Raw genomic sequence first — 24,213 nt, forward strand, 5'->3', positions numbered from 1 at the left:
TCTTTATTGAATCCACATGTGAATATTAAGATCCACTCAAATTTTTTAACTCATGAAAACGCATTCGAGTTATTGCGTGAACATGATGTTATTATTGATGGTTCTGATAATTTTCAAACGCGTTATATAATAAATGATTGCAGTTATTATTTAAAAATACCCTATATTTACGCCAGCATATTGCAATTTATCGGCTATATTTCCGTATTTAATTATCAATCAGGGCCTTGTTATCGATGTCTCTTTCCAGAACCTCCACTTGATAATGCTCCAAACTGTCAAGATGCAGGTGTTTTAGGTGTTTTGCCTGGTATATTAGGTTCAATGCAAGCGCTGGAGGCGTTAAAAATTATCCTAAATATAGGAGAAAGCTTATCTGGATACCTCTTACAGTATCATGCTTTAGAAATGAATTTTAGTAAGAGCAAGTTAATGAAGGATAAAAATTGTATTATTTGTGAAAAAAATCGTAACTTTGATAATCTGCCGCATCATAATTTAAAATCTTGCCGTGTCGAAGCTGCCCCAGTAATAAATTATTTAGAATATAAAAAAATAATGGATGCTGAGAATAAAGTACAATTAATAGATGTTAGAGAAGTGTGGGAATATGAGGCTGAAAATATTGGTGGTAAGTTGATACCATTAAATGAATTAGAAAATCGAATGAGTGAAATTGATCGCGAGAGTATCATAATTATTCGGTGTAAGACTGGGGTTAGAAGTGCTATTGCAGCATCGATATTAAAAAAACATGGATTTAAGAAGATTTATAATCTGATTTTATCGTAATTATTGATTAGTTTAATTAGTTTTTAAGGATCTTTAGTAATGGCTAAATCTAGTGCGCAAAAAAGTTTTCAAAATTTAATGCTTGCGGAAACTTTTTTCATGATTGGTTATATTGTTATAAAAATAGGATTACCTCTTATATTGAAAAATAAAGGGTTTGACCTAATTTCGACCTATTCAATGAGTACCACAACCGCAGCAATTTTTTCACTTGCTAATTTGTTATTGGGGACATTTTTGCAAGATATTGGTAATAACAAACTGTTTATGATAGCAGGTTTAGCCATGTCGGCCTTTGGTTTTACCACCTTAAATTTCTGCAATAATAATTTTATTATACTATCGTTGACATTCTTTGTGATTGGATCAGCACTGTATTGTATTAATCTTAATCTATTTGTAAATAATCATTTTCAAGATAAAGACTTAAGACATCAAGCTAACAATATATATCAAATTATTCTTAATTTCGGAGCCTTAATTGGATTGTTTATACTAATATTAGGACTACATTTTAATAAAAAAATATTTGTAGCAGGAACTTTGGCTATATTTTCCTCAATGATAATATTGTTGAGTAGAAAAATCATAGCAATAGATATTAAGGTAGCTACACTAAAGAAAATTTCTCTTAGAATAATAGCGCTGTTATTTATAGCCATTTTTTGCTATTTGGCATTATCTCTGAGAAGCTATTCCAGGATAATAATTTTAATGGTTTTCGTTGGTAGTATAGTAATGATTGCTCGAGATTATTTCCAGACCCTGCACACAGGATACCTTAAATTTCTCACATTACTTCTCCTATGTGTATTTACTTATTGGTTGGCTATTGCAGTTTATTATAATCAACTCTCAGTATTTTTAAGTGAACACGTTAACACAGTTATATTGGGTATATTAGTTTCTCCTTTATTAGCATTGTCAGTAGATCCTATAGTCAATATCATATTTGGTTCAGGCATTGTAAAATTACAATCGATTAAAAGCCTTAACGCTAATAACATGATGTACTTGGGATTAGTCTCATTTTGTTTTGCATTTTTCTTGTTAGCCAATGTTCATTGGCTCTATCCATTAGGTACTAAAATACCACTTTATTGGATACTGATCAGTATTGCTTTCATTGCTGTGGGTGAATTTTTAATATTTCCAACCATGCAATCACAGATCTCAGAACTTATTACCAATAAAAGTAAACAAGGTTTTTATATGGGGATGATTCAATTTACTTCTGCAAGTGCTTCAGTATGTGCTTATTACTTAATTAAAATATCTCATCGAACATTAGCTCTAGGAAAAGCAATCTCTATACCGATGGATAGCTACCGTCTTTATCAGTATATTTGTTTAATCTTTTTATCATGTATTATAATTTACTTTATCATTAATAAATCAGGTTGTTTAGAGAAGTGTTAATATCAGATAATAATATACAAGTCTTGAAGTGGGCTGAGATTGTAAACTCCCCATTTATAAAACTACCTTTTAGATAGGTTTAATATTGAGTTATGAATGATACATTTATATATGAATTAACTAAAATAAAAAAATCATTAAAAATCAAAATTTCATTGTCAGATGAAACCGTCCATGGTTTATTAACAGCAGTTGCATGTTGCCCGGAAGAGCCCTATTATTTAGACTGGATGTCAATATTAATGAATAATCTAGACAATATTGCTGAAACTAGTCACGAACAGAAAAGAATTTTACAATTATTACTGGAGAAAGTTAGATCTAATTTGGATAATGAGATTTTTTCGATTTATCTAAATAAAAATAATAAAAAACAGTTTTCAAAAAAATATTTTGAAAACTGGGCAAAAGGATTCTCATTGGGATTTTCAATAAGTTTTTTTTGCTGGACAAAGCTATCAAATCCTAAGATTGAAAGTCTGACAATGGCAATTGTAATTTTAGGTGAGAATAGCAAATTCCATCGAAAGTTTTTTTCAAGAATTTTGCGTGATAAAAATATAGACCCAAATCAGTTTTATGAAAATACGATGAAATTATTAAATAACTATGTCCAGGAAATCTATAATTTTTTTCATAAAGGAATTGTTAGTATACCTGAAAATTCCTTTTTTATATCTGAATCCTACAGTTGGTTATACAATTTAGAGCAACCTTGTAATTGCGGAAGTGGAAAGCCTTATAAAATGTGCTGTTTGATAGTTAATTAGAGTTAAAGTGGTCGATATTAATAGGGTATCCTTGCCTCAGATAATATTCCAACAACTCTATCAACTTCCATGTCTAGTTTTATTAATTTTTCGTTACCATCAAGTAGATCAAGTTTTGCATATACAAAATTTTTTTCTAAATATATTCTACTGAATTCAATTTTGCTAAATTTCTTACTAAAAATTATGGCGTAATCTTTATCCTTCAGTGTTTTTCTATTGTCGAAAATTAACACGGTGTTTTCCGAAAAAATTCTTAGTAGTTCAATGAGAGAAGAATTGACTATAATAGCAAAGGAATCTTTACTCAATAAATTATTCACAATAATTTCTCTTTCGGGGTTAAAATATTCAACATTATTTGGCCAATTTGATAGCACCTCCCATGTAATAAATGGCACGGCAGTAATTTTATACATTTCTTTGATTTTTTCTGGGATAATGAGCGGGATAGGATGCTCTCCTAATAATTGTTCAGGTGTGATTGAGAAAAAATTTGCTAAAGTTTTTACTAAATTTTTTCGGGGTCTTCGTGTTTTTCCAGCTAACAAATGATGCAGCGTTGGTTGAGGAATTCCGGTTGTTTTAGCTAGGTCGGATATCGAAAGATTACCATGAGTTACTAATAAATGCGCAATATTTTGCGCTAGATAGTTACTGCTTAGTATTGACATGTGTTTGCTCTCTAGCTTGACTTAAGGATGCCGAATATTTCTTTGACACACATATTAAACAAATATAAGGATATAACAATAGCTAATGATACTTAAAAGTGGATTAACGTGAATATTAGGCGTTTTATAATTCGTTATTGCGAGTATTTATTGTATAGTATATAATAAAAAAAATTCGATTCGAATATTATGAAGGTGTATGAAAAACAGTTTACAAATAGCAAATAGACTGAAGTTTTCTCGTGTTAAAGCTGGCTTTAAATCAGCTAAAGCTTTCGCGGTTACTCACAATATTCCATATATCACTTATTCCCAACATGAGGCAGGCAAAAGAAAGTTAAGTCCTGAAATCATTTTAAAATACTCTCAGTACATGAAAGTTAGTCCTGGCTGGTTGTTAACGGGACAAGGCAGCGAAGAAGAAATACAGCAAGATAGTGAAGAATATGAACCCACCTCGCCATCACAGGTCGATCTAGCTTGTCAGAGTTCAGATTCAGTAGAATATAAAATATTATCATACGCAGGCATTACTTCCTTTAGGATAAATGCAGATTTATTTGCGGATATTTATATCGAAGTTAATAATTTGCTTGGAAATTTAAACTCTAATATCTCAGATAGGGATAAAATCAAGTTGTGTATTGATCTTTATCAAACCTTATCTTCAGTAGATAAGGATACACAATCAAAATTCGATATTCTAAAAGCACTAGTTAATGCAATTAAGACAATTAAATATAGAAATGTCGCTTAGATGTTGTTGTTTATAATTATGGAGTTCAATAAATGTTATTAAGAAAGAATGCTAACATAATAATGGATAAGATATATGAGAAAGCGATGATAAAATTTTTTAAAGCTTGGATAAAAAAATATTGTAATATTGATTGTTTCGCAGTTTTAGTTATTTTACCTGATAATGATATGCTTCACCTCTCGACTAATCCTGCGTTGACACAGGTTTATAGTGAAAACAATTATGGATTGATCGATCAGCCAACAAATAGAAGAATATATGAAAAACATGTTTTTTATCCATGGCGGTTACCTAATGCTACAAATAAACAACAGGAGGTTCATTCTGTTAGAGAAAAAATATTTAATCTAAACTCAGGAACAAATTTTGTTAGGAAAATTACAACCGATCAAGGATTATTTCACGTTATATATTGTTGTTCATCTTTTGAAAAGGATCATTTAAATTACTTTAAATTTACTGCAAACGTGAATGCTATAATGGAGGCGGGAGATTTTGCATATAACAGCTTGCTGCCAATATTTCAGGAAAATTGTGAGAAGTATAATTTACCAAAAATTGATAAATCATCAATGATTGTGTATGAAAACGTTCATGATCTAATAAAAAATTATACAGTAATAGGGGAATTATATAAAGAGGTGATGGATTTCTTAAAAAAATCACCTATTATTGATGAATCAGATTATACATTTAAGCAGGGGATGAAGTTAGTAATTGAAAACAAAGATTTTGTAAAAAAACAGTCAAATAAATCTTCACAACCTATTCTTTATCTAGTCAAATGAGAGACAGTAAAATTAATATATTTGATCCGTATAAATTAACATCAATCCTGACTCTAAATAATAGGATAGTTATGGCGCCCATGACGCGTCGTTTTGCCGATAAAAATTATTGCCCAACTGAAGGTATGGAAAATTATTATACTAAAAGAGCAGAAGCTGGGCTCCTTATTACAGAAGGAACCATAATTTCTCCAGATGCTATCGGCTATGGGAACGTTCCTGGAATTTATACCAAAGAGCAGGTGACTGCTTGGAAAAAAATTGTAACATCCGTTCATAACAATGATGGTCATATTTTTTTGCAGCTTTGGCATTGTGGACGAGTTTCTCATCCAAATTTTCATCAAGGATGCCTTCCAATCTCTGCCTCAGCGACTGTGATGACGACACCTTTAGGACGCACTGGATTAAATTGTGGCTGGTCAAGAGAAGCTTCATTAAATGAAATTAAAAATTTAATAAAGGATTATGTTCATGCCGCTGAAAATGCCATTGAAGCAGGTTTTGACGGAATTGAACTCCATGGAGCTAATGGCTACCTTATTGATCAATTTCTTCATTATTGCAGCAATAAACGTATAGATGAGTATGGTAATAATGAAGAAAACATGTCGCGATTTTGTTTAGAATTAATTACGGCATGTGGAGATGCAATTGGTTTCGAACGCATAGGGTTACGCATTTCGCCTGGAGGACATATGGCGGAAATTATTACGGACTCTCGTGATAAACTGGTTTTTACTTATTTATTAGCGCAACTTTCTAAAATAAAAATAGCGTATGTTCATATTGGTAATTTTGATGACTCAATTACTTATCCCGAATTAGAAAATAAAACGATGACATCTTTCGTACGATCAAAATATTCGGGAACGCTGATTACTTCTGGTGGATATAATTATCATACGGCGTGTAATGGAATTAATGAACAATCTTTTGATTTAGTTGCACTAGGTCGTCCATTTATTGCAAATCCTGATTTGATCACTAAGCTAAAATCAGGAAGTCTTATTAAAGACTATGTTCCCAGTATGCTTGAATATCTCAAATAACAGTTAATTATTATTTTGAATAATAATCTTAAAGGGTTAGTAATATATTCGCCCGATTATTTTACAACAGTTGTAAAGTATTCGAAACGAATATATAATATTCGGTAATTCGAATACTTAGTTAAATGGAGTTTAAATGAAAGAATCCTGCGTCATGAGGCCAAGCAATGATCCCCTCATCATTGTAAAAAAATGGCAAATTGAATTTACCCGTCAAGATTATTGTGCCGCCGCGCTGATCTCCTATTTTACTTACTATCATGATACAAAATTATCGATGACGCGCCAGAATAAAGCGATGAACGATATTGCTGAAAATCATGGTGATGAACGGGCACAAGATGAAAGCTTATTGCAATATCATACGCTCAAACAATTACACGAAGGATTACTGGGATTATTTTGTGAGAAGAAAATAAGCCAGGCGATTAATGTATTAAAAGACCTAAACGTTATTACCACTCACCGTAATCCTAATCCTCGTTATAAATTCGATCGCACGACTTATTTTTTATTTCACCCCAATGTCTGTAATGAATGGATCAAACAACGCTATGTTATTGATAATTTCGATAACGCAAATATGCGAGATCGAAGTAATCAATTTGCGTTATCGAATGAGACCGAAATACCAAATGGAGAAGGTAAAAATGCATTATCGAAAAGGGTCAATTTACCAAATGGAGACCGTAAAAATACGTCACCAATAGCAAAGAATACAGCAAAGATTACAACAGAGAAAACAGCAGCAGATCACAAATCACTTCAAGCTAATCCACAAGAACCCTCTGCTGCTGCTTTTATTTCGCAAGAAGACTCGACAATCATTGGCGAAAGCTTGACGGACTATCAACAAAAACGCATTGAGCAAACCGCAAAAGCATGTTTAGCCTTTTTGCCCAATTACAAACTGCAAAATTTGCTCAGCGAAATGCACTACGTGTTACTGACACCCGCATGCTTTTCCAACGCCGGGAATGATTTTATTAAAAAACTTAACACCGTTAAAAAATGCATTATACAGGGTAAATGGACACCACCCGCGATGTTGCGTCAACAAATTAAAGAAGCCAAGCAGCAAGAAAATCAGACATTGGAGCTAAGCCTAAACGCGGCTAAATATGATTATGAACAAATGTGTTTATTGCTAGAGCTCGGGCAAAAACGCGGTGCACCTAGCAATGAGATCTCAGCAATGCAAGCCGTGTGTGAAATCAGTTTGCAGCACTGCCAATCACTACTGCGAAAAAAATCGCAGCAAGATGAGCCACGGTTGTCCGAAGGGTAACGCGTTATTTCAGCTGTATTGAAGAGGGGAAATATCATGACAGGGAAACTCACCAAAGAGACGCTAGTGCGCACCACGCTTAATCAACTACTCGAGCATGGCTACGAGCGCACCCTACTTGATACGATTGCCCACCTATGCGGGGTTGGAAAATCCAGCATTTACCATTATGTCACCACGAAAGAAGAACTGGCGTTACTGGCGTTGGATGCAAAAATTGCGGCAGTCAAACATAAAATTCAGAAAATTAGTGTGTGTCCACACCTTGATGAACGCATTAAAGAGTTCAACGTCTTTTGTAAATTAATTTCGCATGAGGTAACAGGCTTTATTTTTTTAAAAATTGAAACGAAAAATAGCGAGCTACTCCAAGAAAAAATTGATACGTATTTTCATTTATTTTGGGAGCTTATTCACAACATGATTGAACAATACGTCGTTTTTCCCGCCAAAGCGGATTTGATTATCCGCTCGCTGTTACCCATGCTGGCCGTTCCCTTATTTAACCGCATCTTTGGTTCTGTTCTTCACCGCGAGTTAGAGATTTTTCAGTTTATTGTCAATGCCTGGGCGGCTAAACAAATTCCGCTGGGTGAGTATGGTCGTCCCTTGCAGTAATAGGTCGCATTATGTTGGAGAACTTCGATACCATTTTCAATTCTCTGTATCAAAACCGCACCATTAAATTCGTGTTGGGCGAGCAATACTGCCATGAAAAACTCACCCAAAAACAAGCCGATCTGGGTTTACTCTTATTAAAACACGGCGATCCCACCTTAGTAATGAATGAATTAAATATTTCAGTGCGATCGTTTCAATACCATATTCAAGAGATCCGTGAAAAGTTCAATAACAAACCGATATTTGTTTTACCGTTTGAATTATTAAAGGTGTTCCAAGAAATTTACCAAAATAATGTTAAAAAATTTTAAAAGTTTGCGTTTTACGCAAAGTATTTTAAAAAAAGGTTGGTATGATCATTATCGAGTGTTACAGAAAGAAGGTTAAACCATGCAGGTTTTTTCAGACGATAATCCATATCGAGATAATTTAAAGGATGCTATTTACATGCATGATTGGTTATTGCGTGTGAGTGAGCAGGTATTATTAAGTGTCGATAAACCCACTCAAGAAGACGTTGAAGTATTAGCTAAAAAGCTGTGGTTACATTTGGGTGATTTTCATCAGCAGAGGAATCAGCAAAAGAACTAATCTAATTTAGAGAAAAATAGGATTTTGATCGCATAAATAGGGTGATTATTAGTGTGTCATAAATTAATGAAGATGTTAATGACGATTAATAGAGATAGGGGCTTGGCTTGCCTAAATCTAGTCTGGGGTATTGAGATGCAATATCCCAGTTTGGATCTGATGTTAGTGATGAAGTTGCATCTCAAAAGATTATTTTCGCGATCCTTACTAAAAAATTCCTTAAAAAGTATATTCATCTTGTTATTTTTTGTTTTAAACTTTGCTTACGCAACTCATTTAAATAATCTCAGATGGAAAACGCTAGCACAACATTGCGCCCCAACGATACATCCTCGTACGCTTGCTGCCGTCATTTTACATGAATCTAATTTTAATTCATTGAGTATTAATATTAATGGTAACTATCAATTATCTCGACAACCCAGAACAAAATCGGAAGCCATTCAAACTGCTCAATTCTTATTACATAACGGGTTTAATTTCGATGTGGGTCTTGGGCAAATTAACTCGGCCAATTTTTCCCGTCTAAAGTTAGACATTAATAATGCGTTTGATCCTTGTGTGAATTTGCATGCAGCGAGTGAAATTTTAAGCAATTGCTACCAACGCGCATCCAGCCGATTGAGAAATAAAGTTGCTGATTTAACAGCCGCATTATCGTGTTATAACACGGGCAATTTTGAGCGCGGATTGCAAAATGGCTATGTTAATCAAGTGATAAAAGCATCAGAACATGTTCCTGATATTATCATCTTGAATAAAAATGTCACGGCCACGCCTGATCTTAAGAAGCCGATCACATCAAAATCATTATTACCTATTTCACCAAAACGAGTGGATCAGGATCTATTTGCCAAACCGGACACGGATATTTTTCAATTACCATCCCAGACAGGAGAAATTATATGACGTTTTCATCCTATTATTTTTTGAAACGTGTAATTCAAAAAATACTATTTTTTACGTGTTGTTTGTCCGTCACCATTGCGAGAGCAGATGGATTACAAACAGCAGCTTCTAGCATCGTTAATTTAAGAAATGGATTAATGATTGTGGTACCAGCAATTGCGACGTTAGTGTTAGTCGCCGTGGGTACGCTCTATATGAAATCTATGATCGAACGTTCAACGCTCATCAACTGGGTTTTGGGTGCATTAATCGCAGGCAGTGCTTGTCCCATTGCCTCTTACTTTTTTTCAGGAGTGAGCTAATGCAAGCCAAGAATTTTCCTTTATTTAAGGGAGCAACCCGACTACCTATATTTTTGGGTGTTCCTGTTACGCCTTTATTTGTGGTTGCAATGGTGATAGCAATGATCTCGATGTTTAAGCTTTGGTGTTGGTTGTTGTTACCACCTGCTGTCATTATTTTGCAACAGATCACGAAACACGATGACAGAATTTTTCGTTTGTGGGCTTTATACCTTGATACCACTTTACGTAATCGCTATCGACATGTTTGGCGAGCATCAAGCTATAGTCTGATGGCGTATCGAAAAAGGAAAAATAAATGAGATCGTTATCCTTAATGGGGAATGAAAAAACATTAGCCGATCGGATCCCGTATGCGTATCACGTAACGGATCACGTTATTGCGACTCACGCGGGTGACTATTTATCGGTTTGGAAATTAAATGGACGTTCTCATCAATGCACGGACAAAACTTTGCAAGCAAAATGGATTGAAGATTTAAATCAATTATTACGAGGACTGCTACATCATAATGTGTGTTTTTGGTCGCATTTACATCGTCGACGTGTTGATGAATATGGATCAGGTAATTTTGATCTTATTTTTTGCCAAGCGTTAAATGAACGATACCAAAACAGTTTTCATGACTATCCACTCATGGTAAATGATTTATATTTAACAGTCATGATAAGACCCACAACCGATAAATTATTAAGCGTTTTATCTAAACATGAGGATCGTTCAGTACAAGAAAAAATACTATTACAAAAACAACGTTTAAACAGTTTAGATGAAATCAATAATATGCTTGCACACTCATTAAAAGACTATGGGGCACGTTGTTTATCAACTTATGATAAAAATGATCATGTTTATTCTGAAGCATTGGAATTTTTAGGGTTATTGGTTAATTTAAATAAACAACCCGTTCCCATTTGTCGCGATTATATTAATACGTATTTAAATCAAGAACGGATTTTATTTCATCCGTTTGGAGAAGTAGGTGAAATTCGTTATCCAGGATCGACACGCTATTTTGGTATGCTCGATATCAAAGATTACAATGATGAAACGACCCCAGGCCAATTTAACGAATTATTGCATACTCCTTATGAATTTATTTTAACCCAAAGTTTTTGTCCATTATCGTTGTTTGCAGCACGAGGATTCTTAAAAAATCACCAAAAACAATTGATCAATGCGAATGATGTGGCTGTTTCACAAGTTGATGCTATTTCGGTTGCATTAGATCAGTTAGAGTCCAGACAATTTATTATGGGTGAACACCACGCTAGTTTGTTGGTGATGGGCGAAAGTCTTCAAGAGGTTCAACAAAATTTAGCGAGAAGCAAAGCTTTATTTGCTGATAGCGGAGTGATTGCCGTGTCGTCTGACATTGCTTTAGAAGCCGCTTATTTTGCGCAATGGCCTGGTAATTTTCGCGATCGTCCACGTCCCATGCCGATCACGTCACTTAATTTTTTATGTTTTTCACCGTTTCACAATTATCTGTCGGGTAAACCCACAGGAAATCCTTGGGGTGAAGCCATGACTATTTTTAAAACGCCGAGTGGCTCACCTCTGTATTTTAGCTGTCATGTATCGGGTGATGATGATGATGCTTTTGCAAAACGTCTATTAGGGCATACCTTAGTAGTAGGGCAAAGTAGCGCTGGTAAAACTACTTTGGTGAATTTTTTACTGGCACAATCGCAGAAATTTAAACCTACTACGGTGTGTTTTGATAAAGATCGGGGTATGGAAATAGCGATTTTGGCCATGGGTGGTCATTATCTTTCATTACGGCATGGTATTCCGACGGGATTAAATCCATTACAACTTAATCATACTCCTAAAAATAAATCCTTTTTAAAAGAATGGTTGCTGAAGCTCACGGCTTTACCGGGTTCATTACCCCATACTCATCAGGAAGAAGCGGAAATTGAAACAGCATTAGAAACATTACTCACCCACATTGATTTTTCTTCAAGACGATTATCCACTTTATTGCAATTACTGCCTAATCCATTAAATGAAAATGATAAGCGACCTTCAGTACATGCGCGATTATTAAAATGGTGTGAAGGACATGAATATGGTTTTGCTTTTGATAATCCCAGCGACACATTGGATGTAACGCAATTTACTACCATGGGATTTGATGTGACCGATTTTTTGGATAATCCTACTCTCTGTGGACCCATGATGATGTTACTGATCTATCGTATGAATGTGTTAATTGATGGTAGACGATTTATTATGGTAATTGACGAATTTTGGAAAGCGCTCAGTGATCCCTATTTCCAAACGATGATTAAAGATAAATTAAAAACAATCCGTAAATCAAATGGTATTTGTATTTTTGCAACCCAAGAACCGGAAGATGCATTCAGTAGCCCGATTGCCAGCACCATACGTCAACAGATCGCCACGTTAATGTTATTAGAAAATTCGTCTGCCTCACGAGAAATTTACTGCGATAGTTTAGGTTTAACCTTGTCAGAATTTGAAGCCTATCGACGTATTCCTTCTGGTTCGCGTCAATTTTTAATTAAGCAAGGGGGTAATGCGGGATTGGCTTCTTTTAATCTCACCCAGGATCCAAAAAGTTTAGCGGTTTTATCGGGAACTCCCGATCAAGCAGAAATAGCACGAGATTGCATGAAGGCGGTGGGTGAGGACGCTGAAAATTGGTTGCCACACTATTATCAAATACTGGGGATCGCATGATGAAAAAATTATTTGGAGGTATGTTACTGCTATTTGTTGGATGGGCGTCGATCGCTTTTGCTATGTTGCCAGTATTTGATGCCAGTGCCGTGATGAAAGCCGCAGAAGAAGTCGCCGAACTCAAAAATCAAATTGCCATTTTGCAGAATGAATATCAGCAAATACAAACGACCTATCACAGCATGACCGGTAATCGTGGTATGGGTAATTTATACGTGAATCCCACGTTTCAAAACGCATTACCGGATCAATGGCAAACGGTTTATCGTAATGGCACACCCATTTCGGAGCAAGCACAACACATTTTGCAAGAAGAAGCTAATACAATACAGGGAATGAATGTGAGTGACGCACAACATTATATTCAACAACGTCAATTACAAACGGCAGCCGATAATAAAGCGATGGGAGAAATGGCGTATCAAGGCATGATGTCACGATTAAATAATATTGAATCCTTACTGGCGAGTATTAATAAAACACAAGATCCCAAAGACATTGCGGAATTACAGGCTCGAATTGCCAGCGAACAAGCCATTGTGCAAAATGAACAAACAAAATTAACGTTAATGCAAAATTTACAACGATCAGAACAACAATTGATTGATGAACAACAAGATCAATTGAGTAACAAAATATTAAACCCCAACAATACTGTTTTACCCCATTTACCCAATGATTAATCACAAGGAGATTGTAATGATTAAAAAAATGAGTGTCGCGTTATGTGTATCGATGTTGCTTTGTAGTTGTAGTAAAGAGGTGGTTCATGATGTGGCATGGTGGAAATCACATGATGCTGAGCGTAAAGCGATGATAAAGCGTTGTGAAAATGATCCAGGCGAACTTAAGAATAATCCGAATTGTGATAATGCCGCATCAGCATTAACTCAAAAAATGTTTGACCCAAACAATGACAACAGTCCTCATCTCCCAAATTAAAAAATGAAAGGAGAACATGATGAGTTTTACTTTGTTTTCTGAACTGTTTCAGCAGTTTGATCGATTAACCAGCACATTTGTAACCGATGTATCATCCAATGCCATTAGCACTATTTTGCCAATCGTGACGGCAGGAATGACGTTAAGTTTTGTGATCTACGGATTATTGATCATGAATGGGGTGATCAACATGCCGCTGTTGGATTTTTGTTTAAAGTCATTAAGGATCGGGATCATTGTGTCAATCGCCACGACAGGCGGGCTTTATCAAACACAGTGGGCATCCCAAATTCAAACCTTACCGGATACGTTAGCCACCAGTTTATTAAGCGGACATGTTAACGTGTCTTCCGCAGAACTCATCGATGAAGCAGCAACAGAAGGCTTTAATCAAGCAGCCGATGCGTTTAGTAAAGCGGGAATGTTTTCAAAACAAGGGATTGTCTATGCTATTTTCGCACTTTTATTTTTAATTGGAACCGTCGTCATCACCACCGTGGGTGGGGTTTTTATTATTTTGAGTAAAGTTGCGTTATGTGTATTAGCCGCTCTCGGGCCACTTTTTATTTTTGCTTTATTATTTAAATCAACGGAACGTCTTTTTGAATCATGGTTAAGTCAAATATTGAGTTATGGCTTGCTGGTGATTTTATTGTCTGCTGTGTTTGGTTTTATGTTGCATCTTTTCTCAGGCTATGTGGCCAGCATTCATTTGGATGGTCAGATTAACCTGGCAGAAAGTATTGGTGGCTGTCTTATTTTGAGTCTTGCTACCGTCATTATTCTTTTACAACTCCCACAAATGGCAGCCAGTTTATCACACGGTGTTACGTTAGATACGCGTGGTGTAACAGGCAGTTTAGGTCGTGGTGCAGCGGCGGGAACTCGTGCTGTGGGTCGCGGGATCATCAATAAAGTCAAACGTGATTTTTCTGGAAGATAAGGAAATAACCATGAAGCAGTTATTAAAACTATTTTTTATTCCTATTTTACTCAATTTGTGTGCGTGTGGTAGCACCGTTCCACCACCACCCACGCCTCATTGGGGAAATTTAATTGCAGTTAACACGACCATTCCATCTGATCCAATCCAATCACGAGGATCCTATGAATAATTTTTTAAAGAACAAAATATTGAAAGCGAATGACTTTCAGCAGTTTTTAACTGAAACCCGAGGATTAGAGCGCGATTATATCAATGAAATACTTCAATCGAGACAAAAAGCTTGGTGGATCACCGCCGTATGCGGTGTGATTGTTATTCTTAGTCTCATCGCATTAGGTATTTTAGAACATACTCTTGCGAAACCGTTACCGCCATTTATTTTACGCGTTAATAATGCGACGGGACAAACGGATGTGGTTTCTATTATAAAAAATCAACAAAATTCCTATGGGGAAGTCATCGATAAATATTGGTTAAATCAATATGTGATGAATGCAGAAAGTTATGATTATCACACCATTCAACACAGTTACGATTTGGTTGGCTTATTAAGCGATCCCAGCGTTGCCAAAAACTATCATCAACGTTTTGTAGGTAAGACTGCTTTAGATCAATTATTAAAAGATACTGGAACTATTGTTGTGAATGTTCACTCCATTGTTCCTGATGAAAAAAATGGTACCGCTGACGTTCATTTTTCTACAATCACCACCTTGCCAGGGCAGTTTAACGGGATACAAAAAAATTGGATCGCGACGATTGCTTATCAATATAAAAATTTACCCATGAATGAAGCCGATCGTTTAAAAAATCCACTTGGATTTCAGGTGACAAGTTATCGCGTTGATCCAGAAGATTTTAATACACCTACTCCTAATCCAGCCGGAGGTGATCCAGCATGATTTCTTATTTTAATACAAAATTAATCAGTGCGATTTTATTTTGCTTTACGCTGACAACAGCGTGGGCATTAGTAACACCCGCCGTTTCTCAGTTTGATCATCGGATCCAAGTGGTGAATTACAATCCGAATGATGTGGTAAAATTAAATGGTGTATTGGGTATTGCTACAGAAATTATATTAGAACCGGATGAAGTGTATTTAGCCCATGCTTTTGGCGATCCACAAGCCTGGGAGTTTACTCATATAGAACATTATATTTTTTTAAAACCCAAGGCACAAAATGGTGATACGAATTTAATTGTGGTCACTAATAAGCGATCTTATCATTTTGAATTGCATTATCTAGCCGATCCCGTTTCCCTTACCACGTATCAATTATCATTTCGCTATCCCGATGAAATAGCCGAACATAAAAAAACAGTCAACGCGCGCCAAGTTTTAAATCGTGCTTTTTCACAAAAAGCAGGCCCTATTAATTTAAATTACTTGATGACAAACGATCGTCAATCACGATCTATTGCGCCAAGCCACGTATGGGATGATGGAAGATTTACTTACTTTCAATTTCCAGGGGATCGTGATTTACCCACCATTTATAAAGTTGAGCCGGATGGTAGTGAAACCATTGTGAATCGTCATAACCAAGGCACTGACAATAATATGATTGTGTTAGAAAAAGTGGCTTCACGTTGGGTATTACGTTTGGGATCACGGGTTGTAGGCGTAGTAAATCGTCGATTTAATCCCGAAGGCATTGCCAATCATTCAGGTACAATTTCGCCAGCGGTGATCCGCGTGGTGAAGAGGAGTGCGCCATGAAAAAAAGAACTGCGGATCATTCTACACCTTCTATTGCTGGCGCACGTGGCGCAGTAAACGCTAAAGAGCGAGTACGTCAACCGGGAATGAAAGCATTTTTTTGGCTAATTTTAGGTGGCGTATTGATTTTAGGTTCAATTATTACTTGGAAAGCGATTTTGCGTAAACCAACGCAAACTGATCACAAGCAAGATAATACAACGATGATTACTAACTCGTTGCCACCATTAGCATTGCCATTTGTTCCTGCAACCCAACCATCTTCAGCACTCAATACTTCAGGAAGTTTCAGAGAGAGTCCAATGCAAAATTCATCTCAAGCCATGGATCCTTTAACAGAACGTCGTTTAAGTGGTGGATTTGGTGAAGATACTTCAAATGCAACGGTTGGAACAGGAACTACTGGCTCGATGTCAAAAAATGAATTATCAACGCAATCTTTTGGATTAGCAAAGCAATTACAACCCTTGCAATTAACTTCACAAACGGCTGGCGTGTTAGGTGATCGAGATTGGTTGATTACTCGCGGTACTTTAATTGGATGTGCGCTACAAACACGCATTGATTCGGATGTTTCAGGAATGGTGGTGTGTTACACGACAGAAAATGTGTATTCCGATAATGGTCGAGTCATATTAATTGATAAAGGATCGAAAATTACCGGTCAATATGAAAATGGATTACAACTCGGGCAAGCCCGTATTTTTGTGGCTTGGCAACGCTTAGAAACACCGAATGGCGTGATTATTGATCTCAATAGTCCTGGCACAGATCCCTTAGGGGGAGCGGGGATCCCGGGTTATGTCGATGAACATTTTTGGCAACGCTTTGGATCGGCCATTTTTTTGAGTGTATTACAAGATGCTGGGCAAATCGCCTCTAATCTCAGTACACGCGCGAATGGGAATACTACCATTAGTTTTGGAAATACGTCACAAGCCACGCAAGATTTAGCCAGTGATGAATTACAACGTTCTATTAGCATTAAACCCACTTTGTATAAGCATCAGGGTGACAGGATTGCGATTTATGTTGCACGTGATTTGAGTTTTGAAGCAGTGTATGGGCTGAAAACCACTTCATTAAAGACACATTATCCTCATCCTACGTTGCCTGCGTCGAGAAAAGTGAGCGACTGTAATAATACCTGTGTGTTGAATTAAAGGAGATGCGATGACTGCTACTCAGGTGACTCCATTCAAAGATCATGCATTACGCCAGTTATTACGACCATTAGCCCCCTATCTTGACGATAAGCGTGTGACAGAAATTCGTATTAATCGACCCATGGAAGTAGTAGTAGAAACGCCGCAAGGCAAAACCTTTCATTCCTGTGAAACCCTAGATTATCGTTATTTAAAAGGATTGATGACCGCGATACAAACGTATAATGGACTGGCTAATCAAGCGCAACATTATGCTATTTTACCCGATGGTGAACGGGTGACGATGTTGCAACCACCGGCTGTATTAGAAGGGATTTTAAGTATTATCATTCGTAAACATTCCCTCGTCACCAAATCACTCTCGCAGTTAGTGGATGAAGGCGCATTTAAACACTGCCAGGTTTTGGGGATCACAGAAAATAAAAATGCTAACCATAATGATGAACCAATGAAACCCCTCGATCAGCATCTTATCGATTTTTTATTAAAGAAAAATTGGGTTTCATTTTTAACGGATGCGGTAGTGTATAAACGAAATATTGTTATTGCAGGTAAAACTGGATCGGGAAAAACTACGCTGGCACGATCCTTAATTGAGTCGATACCGCATCATGAACGACTGATCACCATTGAAGACGTACATGAATTAACACTTCCTCATCATCCCGATAAAATCCATTTACTCTATGGTTCCAATCACGGACGCCTTTCTGCAACAGAGTGTTTGAGTAGTTGTATGCGATTATCACCCGATCGTATTTTGCTCGCGGAATTACGTGGGAATGAAGCCTGGGATTACATTAGCTCATTAAATACCGGACATCCTGGATCAATTACTACCACGCACGCCAACAGCGCAAAACAAGCTTTTGATCGAATAGCGACTCTCATTAAACAATCACCCAGTGGAGTCAATTTAGATCTTCATACCATACAAGACGTTTTATTAAAAACGTTAGATATAGTGATCTATCTCGATCATTTTCAAATTAAAGAAATTTGGTTTGATCCAATATTAACTCAAGCTAATTCAATCCGAGATGCAGCACAATGAGTGAAAAATTAAACATGAGTACATCGGTATTGTTTCATTTTAAAGAATGGGTAATGACCAAACTCGATTTAATCATTATTTTAGGCATAGTCGGTTTTCTCTTCGTGCTACAAAGTTATTATGTGTATTTAAATCTGGATTTTTCTTTTGTGTTAGCGGTTTTTTCACTGCTCATGATATTAGTGAGTTTTATGGGAAGTTATTTCTATCCTGATTATCGTGTTAGTTATCGGTTTGTACTGTTACTTGCTTTTCTGAGTAATGCCTATTGCTTTTATCGTTGGTTAGGCAATACCTTTACCACTCATCACGGATTGATTGCAATTTTGGTGGATATTAGTCATGAACCTTGGCAATTAGTGATGATAGTTGTGTGTCTTGTGAGTAGTATTAATCTAGTTACCAGTATTTCATTTTATTCTCCCCAAAAAAAAGAAACACTGCCGTTTCAAAAAACATTAAGACTATCACGAGATCAAAGCTTAGGTTGTGCTAGTTTATTATACGGTGATGATTTAAACGAGATGACAACGCAACGAGGAATTTTATTAGGACAAATCAACGCATCCAATGATCCTAACATTTCTCCTTTATTAAGAGTGCACTTAGAAGGCAACGCACTAACCATCGCACCACCGCGGAGTGGCAAATTCACCAGTACGTTGAGCTCATTAATGGCCTGTAGTACCCAACAGGATTATGACTATCCTTTAGTGAGTATCGAGCCTAAAGGGCAAGCTTATTGTGTGTGGGGAAGGCGTCGCAAGCAATTAGGTCGAAAGGTAGTGCTATTGGATCCCTTTAAAGTTATTCCAAAATTAGGTGAAGAGGGAAATAAATTATTACAAGATCGTGGATTAACCCCACAATTTGATCATTTAATCAATGCGTCTTCTCATCGATTTAATCCGCTCGATTTTATTAACGATGATAGTACCATGGTACAAAAAATTGATGCCATGCTAGAAGCATTAATTCCTCACTTACCTAACGCCAATCCCACGGAATTGCATTTTAATAAAGCATCACGTCGCATTTTAGCGGGATTTATTGCTTGGGTGTGTGTGGAAGAACCTAGAGAAAATCGAAATTTATGTCGCGTTTATGATCTATTAAACCAACCTGAATCTGAATTATTTAAATTATTAGGCCTGATGGCTCAATCTGATCGTGGTTATGGATTGCCGCGTGATAGCGCGAATCTCATGTTAAATGTTGATTCTGAAGAGCGAGGCTCATTTTTCTCTACCACGACGAATGCTATCGATTATTTAAAATATCCAGAAATGCGTGAACATTTAACGTATTCAGATTTTGATCTTAACGAATTAGCCTTAAATAAACTTGATATCTTCGTGGTCGTGCCACAACATTTAATTGAATCGTTAAAAACGTGGATCCGCATGTGGGTGACGTTGCCGATCCATTTAATATCAGAAAAACGACCTGCTAAACGAATTTTGATGGCCATTGATGAGTTGAAAGCATTGGGTTATATCAAGCCATTAAGTGATGCTTATAATCTTACCTCCGGTTACGGGCTTTCTATCTGGGGTTGCACACAAGCTCACAGTGATTTAGAAGCAGTGTATGGTGAAAAAGGGGCGAAATCCATGATCACCTGTTCTCAAGTCGTCCAATTTTTTAATATCAGTCCTGCTGATTTAGCAACACAAAATTACGTATCCAGTATTATTGGTGATACGACCGTGTTAACTCGCGGAGTTTCCGATGGTAAAAGTACCAGTATGGGTTGGCGTAATTCTCAGCAAAGTAAAAGTAAAAATAATTCCTTGCAAGAAACGAAGCAACGATTGATCCCACCCGATGAAGTGCCGCATTTACCAGATAAAAGCCAATTATTATTTATTCGCCATCAAAAAGCTTTATCAAAGCCGATTTTTTGTTACAAGGCGCTGTATTTTGAGCGTTCAGAATTTGCGGATCTTTATGATCCCGATCCTTATCAATTATTAGAGCAAGAACATTAATCCTTTTAAGAAATAGTCAGTATTAGGAGAAAATGATGTCACAACATCTGTTTAAAGTATTTCACAACGAAACACCTACTTATGTTTTGATGGGGTGGGATCGTCCTTTACAAGGTTTTTTTATGGTGATCTATAAACCGCTTGAAAGTGATGCGCCTTATTATTCTAATTTGGATCAAGAAGAGTCGCACCCTAACCACATTCAACCATTTTTAACTGTTTTAAAACAACATCATATTTTTGTTCCACAACAAATGATCGATGAAATTATTGAAGATGCCAATAATAATATTGGGAATAAAGAAGTGTTTCATCATATTGTGGCTGGCGTTCATCGGCGATCGATTGGATTTAATCGCGAGGATTTATTTTTTTTATCATGAGGAATATTTAACAATGAGTAGAGGTATTAATAAAGCCATTTTAATCGGTAATTTAGGCGGCGATCCAGAAGTCCGTTACCTGCCCAGTGGTAATGCCGTCGCCACCATTAGCATTGCCACCAGTGAGACTTGGAAGGATAAAAAAACAGGAGATCTTCAAGAATCAACAGAATGGCATCGTGTAGTGCTATTTAATCGTTTAGCAGAAATTGCTAAGGAATATTTAAAAAAGGGTGGCAAAGTGTATATAGAAGGAAAACTGCGCACGCGTAAATGGCAAGATAACAATAAAATGAATCGCTATACTACGGAAATTGTTGCGGATGAAATGCAAATGCTGGAAGGTCATCGTAAAGATAATCAAGCTTCGCAATCTCAATCATCATCGGCTATTAATAATGATCTGATTAACCCCTCTGCTGAAGAGGATTTACCGTTTTAATGATACTCTTTAATCATAGATAGCTCCCAAATGCTATCTAAATCATAGGATAGATGATGAGAAGCATCGCGTCAGTTAGTCATCGTTTAACACGCAATTTTTTGGTAAGTTGATTAATAATTTCAGCCAGTTTAGGATTATTTTGCGTGAATAGTTTAAAATCGTCAGGTTTCTGTTGGAGTTGTTTAACTTGCTGACGTATCTGTTTTTCCGTGAGAGTAATTTGGAAGCGGTTTTCTATTGGACTCTGTTTTAATGCAATCAGATTATTAATCTCTTTAATGAGTACTGTATTATCAACGAAAGTTTTCTGAAAAGTATTGGGACTTGACGTTAAATGAAAGACTTGCTCGAGTTTACGGTAATCACGTTTAAAACTATCAATACTTGCTTGTAAATAGAATTTGCGATCAACCTTTGCCCAATCTAGGCGATAGCCTAATTGTTCAAATAACCCCTCAAAAAATACTCGCTGTGTTCGGCCATTACCTTCACGAAAAGGGTGGATCGCATTAATTTCACCAAAATAGAACGCGGCTCGCTCATTAAGCTGTGATGGGGATAAACCTTTTAACTGATTTTCAGTTCGTAAATTTTTAAAAATCTTATCTAACTCGGGTTTGATGCGATGAGTAAGGGAGAATAGGTCCTCATTTTTGCTAATATTAACGGTGCGCTCCTTCCCAGCCCAAGCATAAAGGTCATGAAAAAGATGCTTGTGGATCGTTTTTAAATGTTCATAATCAAACGTTGTTAATTTAGGTAAGGTGATCCGATTGGTGCTAAGGAGGATTGCTTCAGCCTGCTCTAATTGTTCAGAATTTTTAATATTCAGTTTATTGATGAGGATCTGAGTGCCTGGATAAACATACGGATCAGCCATAAAATTTAAGGTTCTTGTTGATATTTTTTTAGAATATAGTGCTTAAATTCTTCTGGCGTCATTTTTCCTGAAGTGAGTAAGCTTAATTCTTGTTTGCTTTCTTCAGTCAAATAAATCCCTTCTAGCTCGCAACTCGCTAATGTATTTCTAACTAATTCAGTGATGGGATCCGATGGGTTTTCGCTTGATGTTGATGACATAAATATACTCACCTTGCAAAACATAATTTTAACATATTATCAGGTAAAAATCATGTTTAACGTTGGTAAGATACATTAAATTAATAGGAAATTTTCAATTTTAACGCCATTAAATATTATTATAGGCCGCTTAGCGGTGCCCCGTGGAAGAACTGTCTAGAGTGGCTGGTTTTTAGTTAGAGTTCTTAATCAGCAAGTCTTGCTGTACTTTTTGGCACGAAAGGCGCTTTTTATTGACGATAGCTTTGTCTTGTTTAACGCTCAACTCGATGGGCCGGTTATAATATATTCATAAGTGGCCCATATAAATTAGTTGTTTTTCCAGATGGGCCACCTATAATAGCATTATAAGTGGCCCATCTGGAAACAAACATGATTATAGGTAGGAAAACGGAACAAAAAATATTAAATAAGTTGTATACTTCCACAGAAGCAGAGTTTTTAGTCATTTATGGCAGAAGACGCGTTGGAAAAACAACCTTGATACGTGATTTTTTTGAGAATAAGAAATGTGTTTTATTTCATGCCACGGGATTGCAAAAGGGTAATTTAAAAGCACAATTAACTAAATTCTCAGAGGCGATATCCGATCAATTCTTTGATGGCACTGCTATTGAAGTACCGACTAGCTGGAGTAGGGCTTTTCGCATATTGCATAAGCAAATTTCAAAGGCGACTGAAAAAGTAGTAATATTTTTAGATGAACTACCATGGATGGCCACCAAGAAATCAGGGCTTCTACAAGAAATTGATTATTATTGGAATCATTATTGGTCAAAATCATCTAACATAATTCTGATTGTGTGCGGCTCTTCTGCCTCATGGCTAATTAAAAAGATTATTTATAATAAAGGTGGATTACATAATAGAATTACTTCGCAAATAAAATTAGCTCCTTTTGATTTATCTGAAACGAGAGCTTATCTCCAGAGTAGAAAAGTTAAGTTAAATAATAGACACATAGTATCTGTGTATATGGCATTAGGTGGAATACCCTATTATTTAAGATATGTTGAGCCTGGGTTATCTGCAGAGCAGAATATTCAAAAGATTTTTTTTGATAGGGAGGCTCCGTTGAAAGAAGAATTTTCAAAACTATTTGATTCATTGTTTGAGAATGCCAATGCTTATATTGAAATTGTATCTCTGATCGCAAAAAAAACACAAGGAATGAGTCGATCAGAAATTAAATCAAACACCTTATTATCTTCTGGTGGCGGTCGTTTATCGAAGCGTTTAGGAGAATTGTGTGAAACGGGATTCATCGAAGAATACATTCCTTGGGGAAAGGATAGAGGCGAATATTATAAATTGATCGATGAATTTTGTTTGTTTTATTTTCACTGGCTGCACTCAAAACAAAAACGATTTACTCAGGAACATTGGTTAACACAAAGTCAACGACCAGCTTATTATGCGTGGTCAGGTTATGCTTATGAAGCAATCTGTATGAAGCACAGTAAACAGATAATTAACGCATTGAATATTAAAACCAGTAGTGCAATCGGTTCATGGATATTTAAACCACGAAAAGAACTGGAAAGTGGGGCACAGATTGATCTCATTATTGACAGAAATGATAGTGCCATTACCTTATGTGAGATTAAATATACGGAAAAAATGTTTGTGATCGATAAAAGTTATGCAAAAACTCTACAACATAAGGTCGAAGTATTTCGTGAAAAAACCAAAACATCAAAACAACTTTTTATGGCAATGATTACTGCTAATGGATTGAAAAGCAATGCTTATTCTAATCGTTTAATTGATGCGGTTGTGACATTAGATGATTTATTCAAATAGGAAT

General features: G+C 36.2%; 29 protein-coding genes. 26 read left to right on the forward strand and 3 right to left on the reverse strand.

The features are described 5' to 3' along the window. The 3 genes from KIT27_08305 to KIT27_08315 form a co-directional block, all read left to right on the forward strand. Positions 1-792 (forward strand): ThiF family adenylyltransferase (locus tag KIT27_08305; GenBank protein ID MCW5589646.1); only part of this gene is annotated, 792 nt, incomplete at its 5' end. Between the two features lie 39 nt (positions 793-831). Then, a complete protein-coding gene (locus KIT27_08310) occupies positions 832-2,211 on the forward strand; it encodes a hypothetical protein (GenBank protein ID MCW5589647.1) in 1,380 nt (459 codons plus the stop codon). A 92-nt stretch (positions 2,212-2,303) separates the two neighbouring features. Continuing rightward, positions 2,304-2,981 carry a UPF0149 family protein gene (locus tag KIT27_08315; protein MCW5589648.1) on the forward strand — a complete coding sequence of 226 codons (678 nt, stop codon included), beginning with the start codon at positions 2,304-2,306 and terminating at the stop codon, positions 2,979-2,981. Positions 2,982-2,998: 17 nt separating this feature from the next. On the opposite strand, the gene KIT27_08320 is transcribed toward KIT27_08315, so the two are convergent. Continuing rightward, positions 2,999-3,655, reverse strand: coding sequence for a helix-turn-helix transcriptional regulator (locus tag KIT27_08320; protein ID MCW5589649.1), 657 nt, complete (start codon positions 3,653-3,655; stop codon positions 2,999-3,001). Between the two features lie 199 nt (positions 3,656-3,854). Between KIT27_08320 and KIT27_08325 the strand changes: the two genes are divergently transcribed. From KIT27_08325 to ssb, 22 genes are all read left to right on the forward strand, one after another. Next, complete coding sequence (locus tag KIT27_08325; protein MCW5589650.1) at positions 3,855-4,412, forward strand: helix-turn-helix transcriptional regulator; 558 nt, start codon at positions 3,855-3,857, stop codon at positions 4,410-4,412. Between the two features lie 32 nt (positions 4,413-4,444). Beyond that, the gene (locus KIT27_08330) at positions 4,445-5,203 is read left to right on the forward strand and encodes a hypothetical protein (GenBank protein ID MCW5589651.1); all 759 of its coding nucleotides are present in this window, start codon (positions 4,445-4,447) and stop codon (positions 5,201-5,203) included. Continuing rightward, entirely contained in the window at positions 5,200-6,255 is a 1,056-nt protein-coding gene (locus KIT27_08335) for an alkene reductase (GenBank protein ID MCW5589652.1), read from the forward strand. The genes KIT27_08330 and KIT27_08335 overlap by 4 nt, the downstream gene beginning before the upstream one ends. A gap of 136 nt (positions 6,256-6,391) precedes the next feature. Beyond that, positions 6,392-7,543: a hypothetical protein gene (locus KIT27_08340; protein MCW5589653.1), complete on the forward strand. Its 1,152-nt coding sequence runs from the start codon at positions 6,392-6,394 to the stop codon at positions 7,541-7,543. 36 nt (positions 7,544-7,579) lie between these two features. After that, positions 7,580-8,161, forward strand: a complete 582-nt coding sequence (locus tag KIT27_08345; GenBank protein ID MCW5589654.1) for a TetR/AcrR family transcriptional regulator — start codon at positions 7,580-7,582, stop codon at positions 8,159-8,161. A gap of 11 nt (positions 8,162-8,172) precedes the next feature. Continuing rightward, positions 8,173-8,475, forward strand: coding sequence for a hypothetical protein (locus tag KIT27_08350; protein ID MCW5589655.1), 303 nt, complete (start codon positions 8,173-8,175; stop codon positions 8,473-8,475). Positions 8,476-8,554: 79 nt separating this feature from the next. Further along, positions 8,555-8,755 (forward strand): hypothetical protein, encoded by a 201-nt coding sequence (locus tag KIT27_08355; GenBank protein MCW5589656.1) that lies wholly within the window; start codon positions 8,555-8,557, stop codon positions 8,753-8,755. A 135-nt stretch (positions 8,756-8,890) separates the two neighbouring features. Further along, on the forward strand, positions 8,891-9,664 hold the full coding sequence (locus KIT27_08360; protein MCW5589657.1) for a lytic transglycosylase domain-containing protein: 774 nt from the start codon (positions 8,891-8,893) through the stop codon (positions 9,662-9,664). Then, a complete protein-coding gene (locus KIT27_08365; GenBank protein MCW5589658.1) occupies positions 9,661-9,966 on the forward strand; it encodes a hypothetical protein in 306 nt (101 codons plus the stop codon). The genes KIT27_08360 and KIT27_08365 overlap by 4 nt, the downstream gene beginning before the upstream one ends. Further along, a complete protein-coding gene (locus tag KIT27_08370) occupies positions 9,966-10,268 on the forward strand; it encodes a VirB3 family type IV secretion system protein (GenBank protein MCW5589659.1) in 303 nt (100 codons plus the stop codon). The genes KIT27_08365 and KIT27_08370 overlap by 1 nt, the downstream gene beginning before the upstream one ends. After that, positions 10,265-12,676, forward strand: coding sequence for a VirB4 family type IV secretion/conjugal transfer ATPase (locus tag KIT27_08375; protein ID MCW5589660.1), 2,412 nt, complete (start codon positions 10,265-10,267; stop codon positions 12,674-12,676). The genes KIT27_08370 and KIT27_08375 overlap by 4 nt, the downstream gene beginning before the upstream one ends. Then, a complete protein-coding gene (gene virB5, locus KIT27_08380; protein ID MCW5589661.1) occupies positions 12,673-13,359 on the forward strand; it encodes a P-type DNA transfer protein VirB5 in 687 nt (228 codons plus the stop codon). Before KIT27_08375 ends, virB5 begins: the two co-directional genes overlap by 4 nt. 16 nt (positions 13,360-13,375) lie before the next feature. Then, positions 13,376-13,618, forward strand: coding sequence for an EexN family lipoprotein (locus tag KIT27_08385; protein ID MCW5589662.1), 243 nt, complete (start codon positions 13,376-13,378; stop codon positions 13,616-13,618). A 16-nt stretch (positions 13,619-13,634) separates the two neighbouring features. After that, entirely contained in the window at positions 13,635-14,561 is a 927-nt protein-coding gene (locus KIT27_08390) for a type IV secretion system protein (protein ID MCW5589663.1), read from the forward strand. 10 nt (positions 14,562-14,571) lie between these two features. Further along, entirely contained in the window at positions 14,572-14,733 is a 162-nt protein-coding gene (locus KIT27_08395) for a hypothetical protein (GenBank protein ID MCW5589664.1), read from the forward strand. Beyond that, positions 14,726-15,466 (forward strand): type IV secretion system protein, encoded by a 741-nt coding sequence (locus KIT27_08400; protein MCW5589665.1) that lies wholly within the window; start codon positions 14,726-14,728, stop codon positions 15,464-15,466. The genes KIT27_08395 and KIT27_08400 overlap by 8 nt, the downstream gene beginning before the upstream one ends. Beyond that, positions 15,463-16,287, forward strand: a complete 825-nt coding sequence (gene virB9 / locus KIT27_08405) for a P-type conjugative transfer protein VirB9 (protein MCW5589666.1) — start codon at positions 15,463-15,465, stop codon at positions 16,285-16,287. The genes KIT27_08400 and virB9 overlap by 4 nt, the downstream gene beginning before the upstream one ends. Then, entirely contained in the window at positions 16,284-17,450 is a 1,167-nt protein-coding gene (virB10, locus tag KIT27_08410; GenBank protein MCW5589667.1) for a type IV secretion system protein VirB10, read from the forward strand. The genes virB9 and virB10 overlap by 4 nt, the downstream gene beginning before the upstream one ends. Positions 17,451-17,460: 10 nt before the next feature. After that, on the forward strand, positions 17,461-18,507 hold the full coding sequence (virB11, locus tag KIT27_08415; protein MCW5589668.1) for a P-type DNA transfer ATPase VirB11: 1,047 nt from the start codon (positions 17,461-17,463) through the stop codon (positions 18,505-18,507). Next, complete coding sequence (locus KIT27_08420) at positions 18,504-20,498, forward strand: type IV secretory system conjugative DNA transfer family protein (GenBank protein ID MCW5589669.1); 1,995 nt, start codon at positions 18,504-18,506, stop codon at positions 20,496-20,498. Before virB11 ends, KIT27_08420 begins: the two co-directional genes overlap by 4 nt. 32 nt (positions 20,499-20,530) lie before the next feature. After that, a complete protein-coding gene (locus KIT27_08425) occupies positions 20,531-20,881 on the forward strand; it encodes a hypothetical protein (GenBank protein MCW5589670.1) in 351 nt (116 codons plus the stop codon). A gap of 13 nt (positions 20,882-20,894) precedes the next feature. Next, on the forward strand, positions 20,895-21,323 hold the full coding sequence (gene ssb, locus KIT27_08430) for a single-stranded DNA-binding protein (GenBank protein ID MCW5589671.1): 429 nt from the start codon (positions 20,895-20,897) through the stop codon (positions 21,321-21,323). A 79-nt stretch (positions 21,324-21,402) separates the two neighbouring features. Here ssb and KIT27_08435 read toward each other — a convergent pair whose 3' ends face one another. Both KIT27_08435 and KIT27_08440 read right to left on the reverse strand, forming a co-directional pair. After that, positions 21,403-22,206 carry a Fic family protein gene (locus KIT27_08435; GenBank protein ID MCW5589672.1) on the reverse strand — a complete coding sequence of 268 codons (804 nt, stop codon included), beginning with the start codon at positions 22,204-22,206 and terminating at the stop codon, positions 21,403-21,405. A 5-nt stretch (positions 22,207-22,211) separates the two neighbouring features. Beyond that, entirely contained in the window at positions 22,212-22,406 is a 195-nt protein-coding gene (locus tag KIT27_08440) for an antitoxin VbhA family protein (GenBank protein ID MCW5589673.1), read from the reverse strand. Positions 22,407-22,778: 372 nt separating this feature from the next. Between KIT27_08440 and KIT27_08445 the strand changes: the two genes are divergently transcribed. After that, positions 22,779-24,209 carry an AAA family ATPase gene (locus KIT27_08445; GenBank protein MCW5589674.1) on the forward strand — a complete coding sequence of 477 codons (1,431 nt, stop codon included), beginning with the start codon at positions 22,779-22,781 and terminating at the stop codon, positions 24,207-24,209. The last annotated feature ends 4 nt before the right edge of the window (positions 24,210-24,213 follow it).

The organism is Legionellales bacterium, assembly GCA_026125385.1.
Classification (GTDB): domain Bacteria; phylum Pseudomonadota; class Gammaproteobacteria; order JAHCLG01; family JAHCLG01; genus JAHCLG01.

Bases quoted from the DNA above. Each gene is read 5' to 3' on its own strand.
- KIT27_08310 (MCW5589647.1), top strand. From the start codon at position 832: ATGGCTAAATCTAGTGCGCAAAAAAGTTTTCAAAATTTAATGCTTGCG.
- KIT27_08315 (MCW5589648.1), top strand. From the start codon at position 2,304: ATGAATGATACATTTATATATGAATTAACTAAAATAAAAAAATCATTA.
- KIT27_08320 (MCW5589649.1), bottom strand. From the start codon at position 3,655: ATGTCAATACTAAGCAGTAACTATCTAGCGCAAAATATTGCGCATTTA.
- KIT27_08325 (MCW5589650.1), top strand. From the start codon at position 3,855: ATGAAAAACAGTTTACAAATAGCAAATAGACTGAAGTTTTCTCGTGTT.
- KIT27_08330 (MCW5589651.1), top strand. From the start codon at position 4,445: ATGTTATTAAGAAAGAATGCTAACATAATAATGGATAAGATATATGAG.
- KIT27_08335 (MCW5589652.1), top strand. From the start codon at position 5,200: ATGAGAGACAGTAAAATTAATATATTTGATCCGTATAAATTAACATCA.
- KIT27_08340 (MCW5589653.1), top strand. From the start codon at position 6,392: ATGAAAGAATCCTGCGTCATGAGGCCAAGCAATGATCCCCTCATCATT.
- KIT27_08345 (MCW5589654.1), top strand. From the start codon at position 7,580: ATGACAGGGAAACTCACCAAAGAGACGCTAGTGCGCACCACGCTTAAT.
- KIT27_08350 (MCW5589655.1), top strand. From the start codon at position 8,173: ATGTTGGAGAACTTCGATACCATTTTCAATTCTCTGTATCAAAACCGC.
- KIT27_08355 (MCW5589656.1), top strand. From the start codon at position 8,555: ATGCAGGTTTTTTCAGACGATAATCCATATCGAGATAATTTAAAGGAT.
- KIT27_08360 (MCW5589657.1), top strand. From the start codon at position 8,891: ATGCAATATCCCAGTTTGGATCTGATGTTAGTGATGAAGTTGCATCTC.
- KIT27_08365 (MCW5589658.1), top strand. From the start codon at position 9,661: ATGACGTTTTCATCCTATTATTTTTTGAAACGTGTAATTCAAAAAATA.
- KIT27_08370 (MCW5589659.1), top strand. From the start codon at position 9,966: ATGCAAGCCAAGAATTTTCCTTTATTTAAGGGAGCAACCCGACTACCT.
- KIT27_08375 (MCW5589660.1), top strand. From the start codon at position 10,265: ATGAGATCGTTATCCTTAATGGGGAATGAAAAAACATTAGCCGATCGG.
- virB5 (MCW5589661.1), top strand. From the start codon at position 12,673: ATGATGAAAAAATTATTTGGAGGTATGTTACTGCTATTTGTTGGATGG.
- KIT27_08385 (MCW5589662.1), top strand. From the start codon at position 13,376: ATGATTAAAAAAATGAGTGTCGCGTTATGTGTATCGATGTTGCTTTGT.
- KIT27_08390 (MCW5589663.1), top strand. From the start codon at position 13,635: ATGATGAGTTTTACTTTGTTTTCTGAACTGTTTCAGCAGTTTGATCGA.
- KIT27_08395 (MCW5589664.1), top strand. From the start codon at position 14,572: ATGAAGCAGTTATTAAAACTATTTTTTATTCCTATTTTACTCAATTTG.
- KIT27_08400 (MCW5589665.1), top strand. From the start codon at position 14,726: ATGAATAATTTTTTAAAGAACAAAATATTGAAAGCGAATGACTTTCAG.
- virB9 (MCW5589666.1), top strand. From the start codon at position 15,463: ATGATTTCTTATTTTAATACAAAATTAATCAGTGCGATTTTATTTTGC.
- virB10 (MCW5589667.1), top strand. From the start codon at position 16,284: ATGAAAAAAAGAACTGCGGATCATTCTACACCTTCTATTGCTGGCGCA.
- virB11 (MCW5589668.1), top strand. From the start codon at position 17,461: ATGACTGCTACTCAGGTGACTCCATTCAAAGATCATGCATTACGCCAG.
- KIT27_08420 (MCW5589669.1), top strand. From the start codon at position 18,504: ATGAGTGAAAAATTAAACATGAGTACATCGGTATTGTTTCATTTTAAA.
- KIT27_08425 (MCW5589670.1), top strand. From the start codon at position 20,531: ATGATGTCACAACATCTGTTTAAAGTATTTCACAACGAAACACCTACT.
- ssb (MCW5589671.1), top strand. From the start codon at position 20,895: ATGAGTAGAGGTATTAATAAAGCCATTTTAATCGGTAATTTAGGCGGC.
- KIT27_08435 (MCW5589672.1), bottom strand. From the start codon at position 22,206: ATGGCTGATCCGTATGTTTATCCAGGCACTCAGATCCTCATCAATAAA.
- KIT27_08440 (MCW5589673.1), bottom strand. From the start codon at position 22,406: ATGTCATCAACATCAAGCGAAAACCCATCGGATCCCATCACTGAATTA.
- KIT27_08445 (MCW5589674.1), top strand. From the start codon at position 22,779: ATGATTATAGGTAGGAAAACGGAACAAAAAATATTAAATAAGTTGTAT.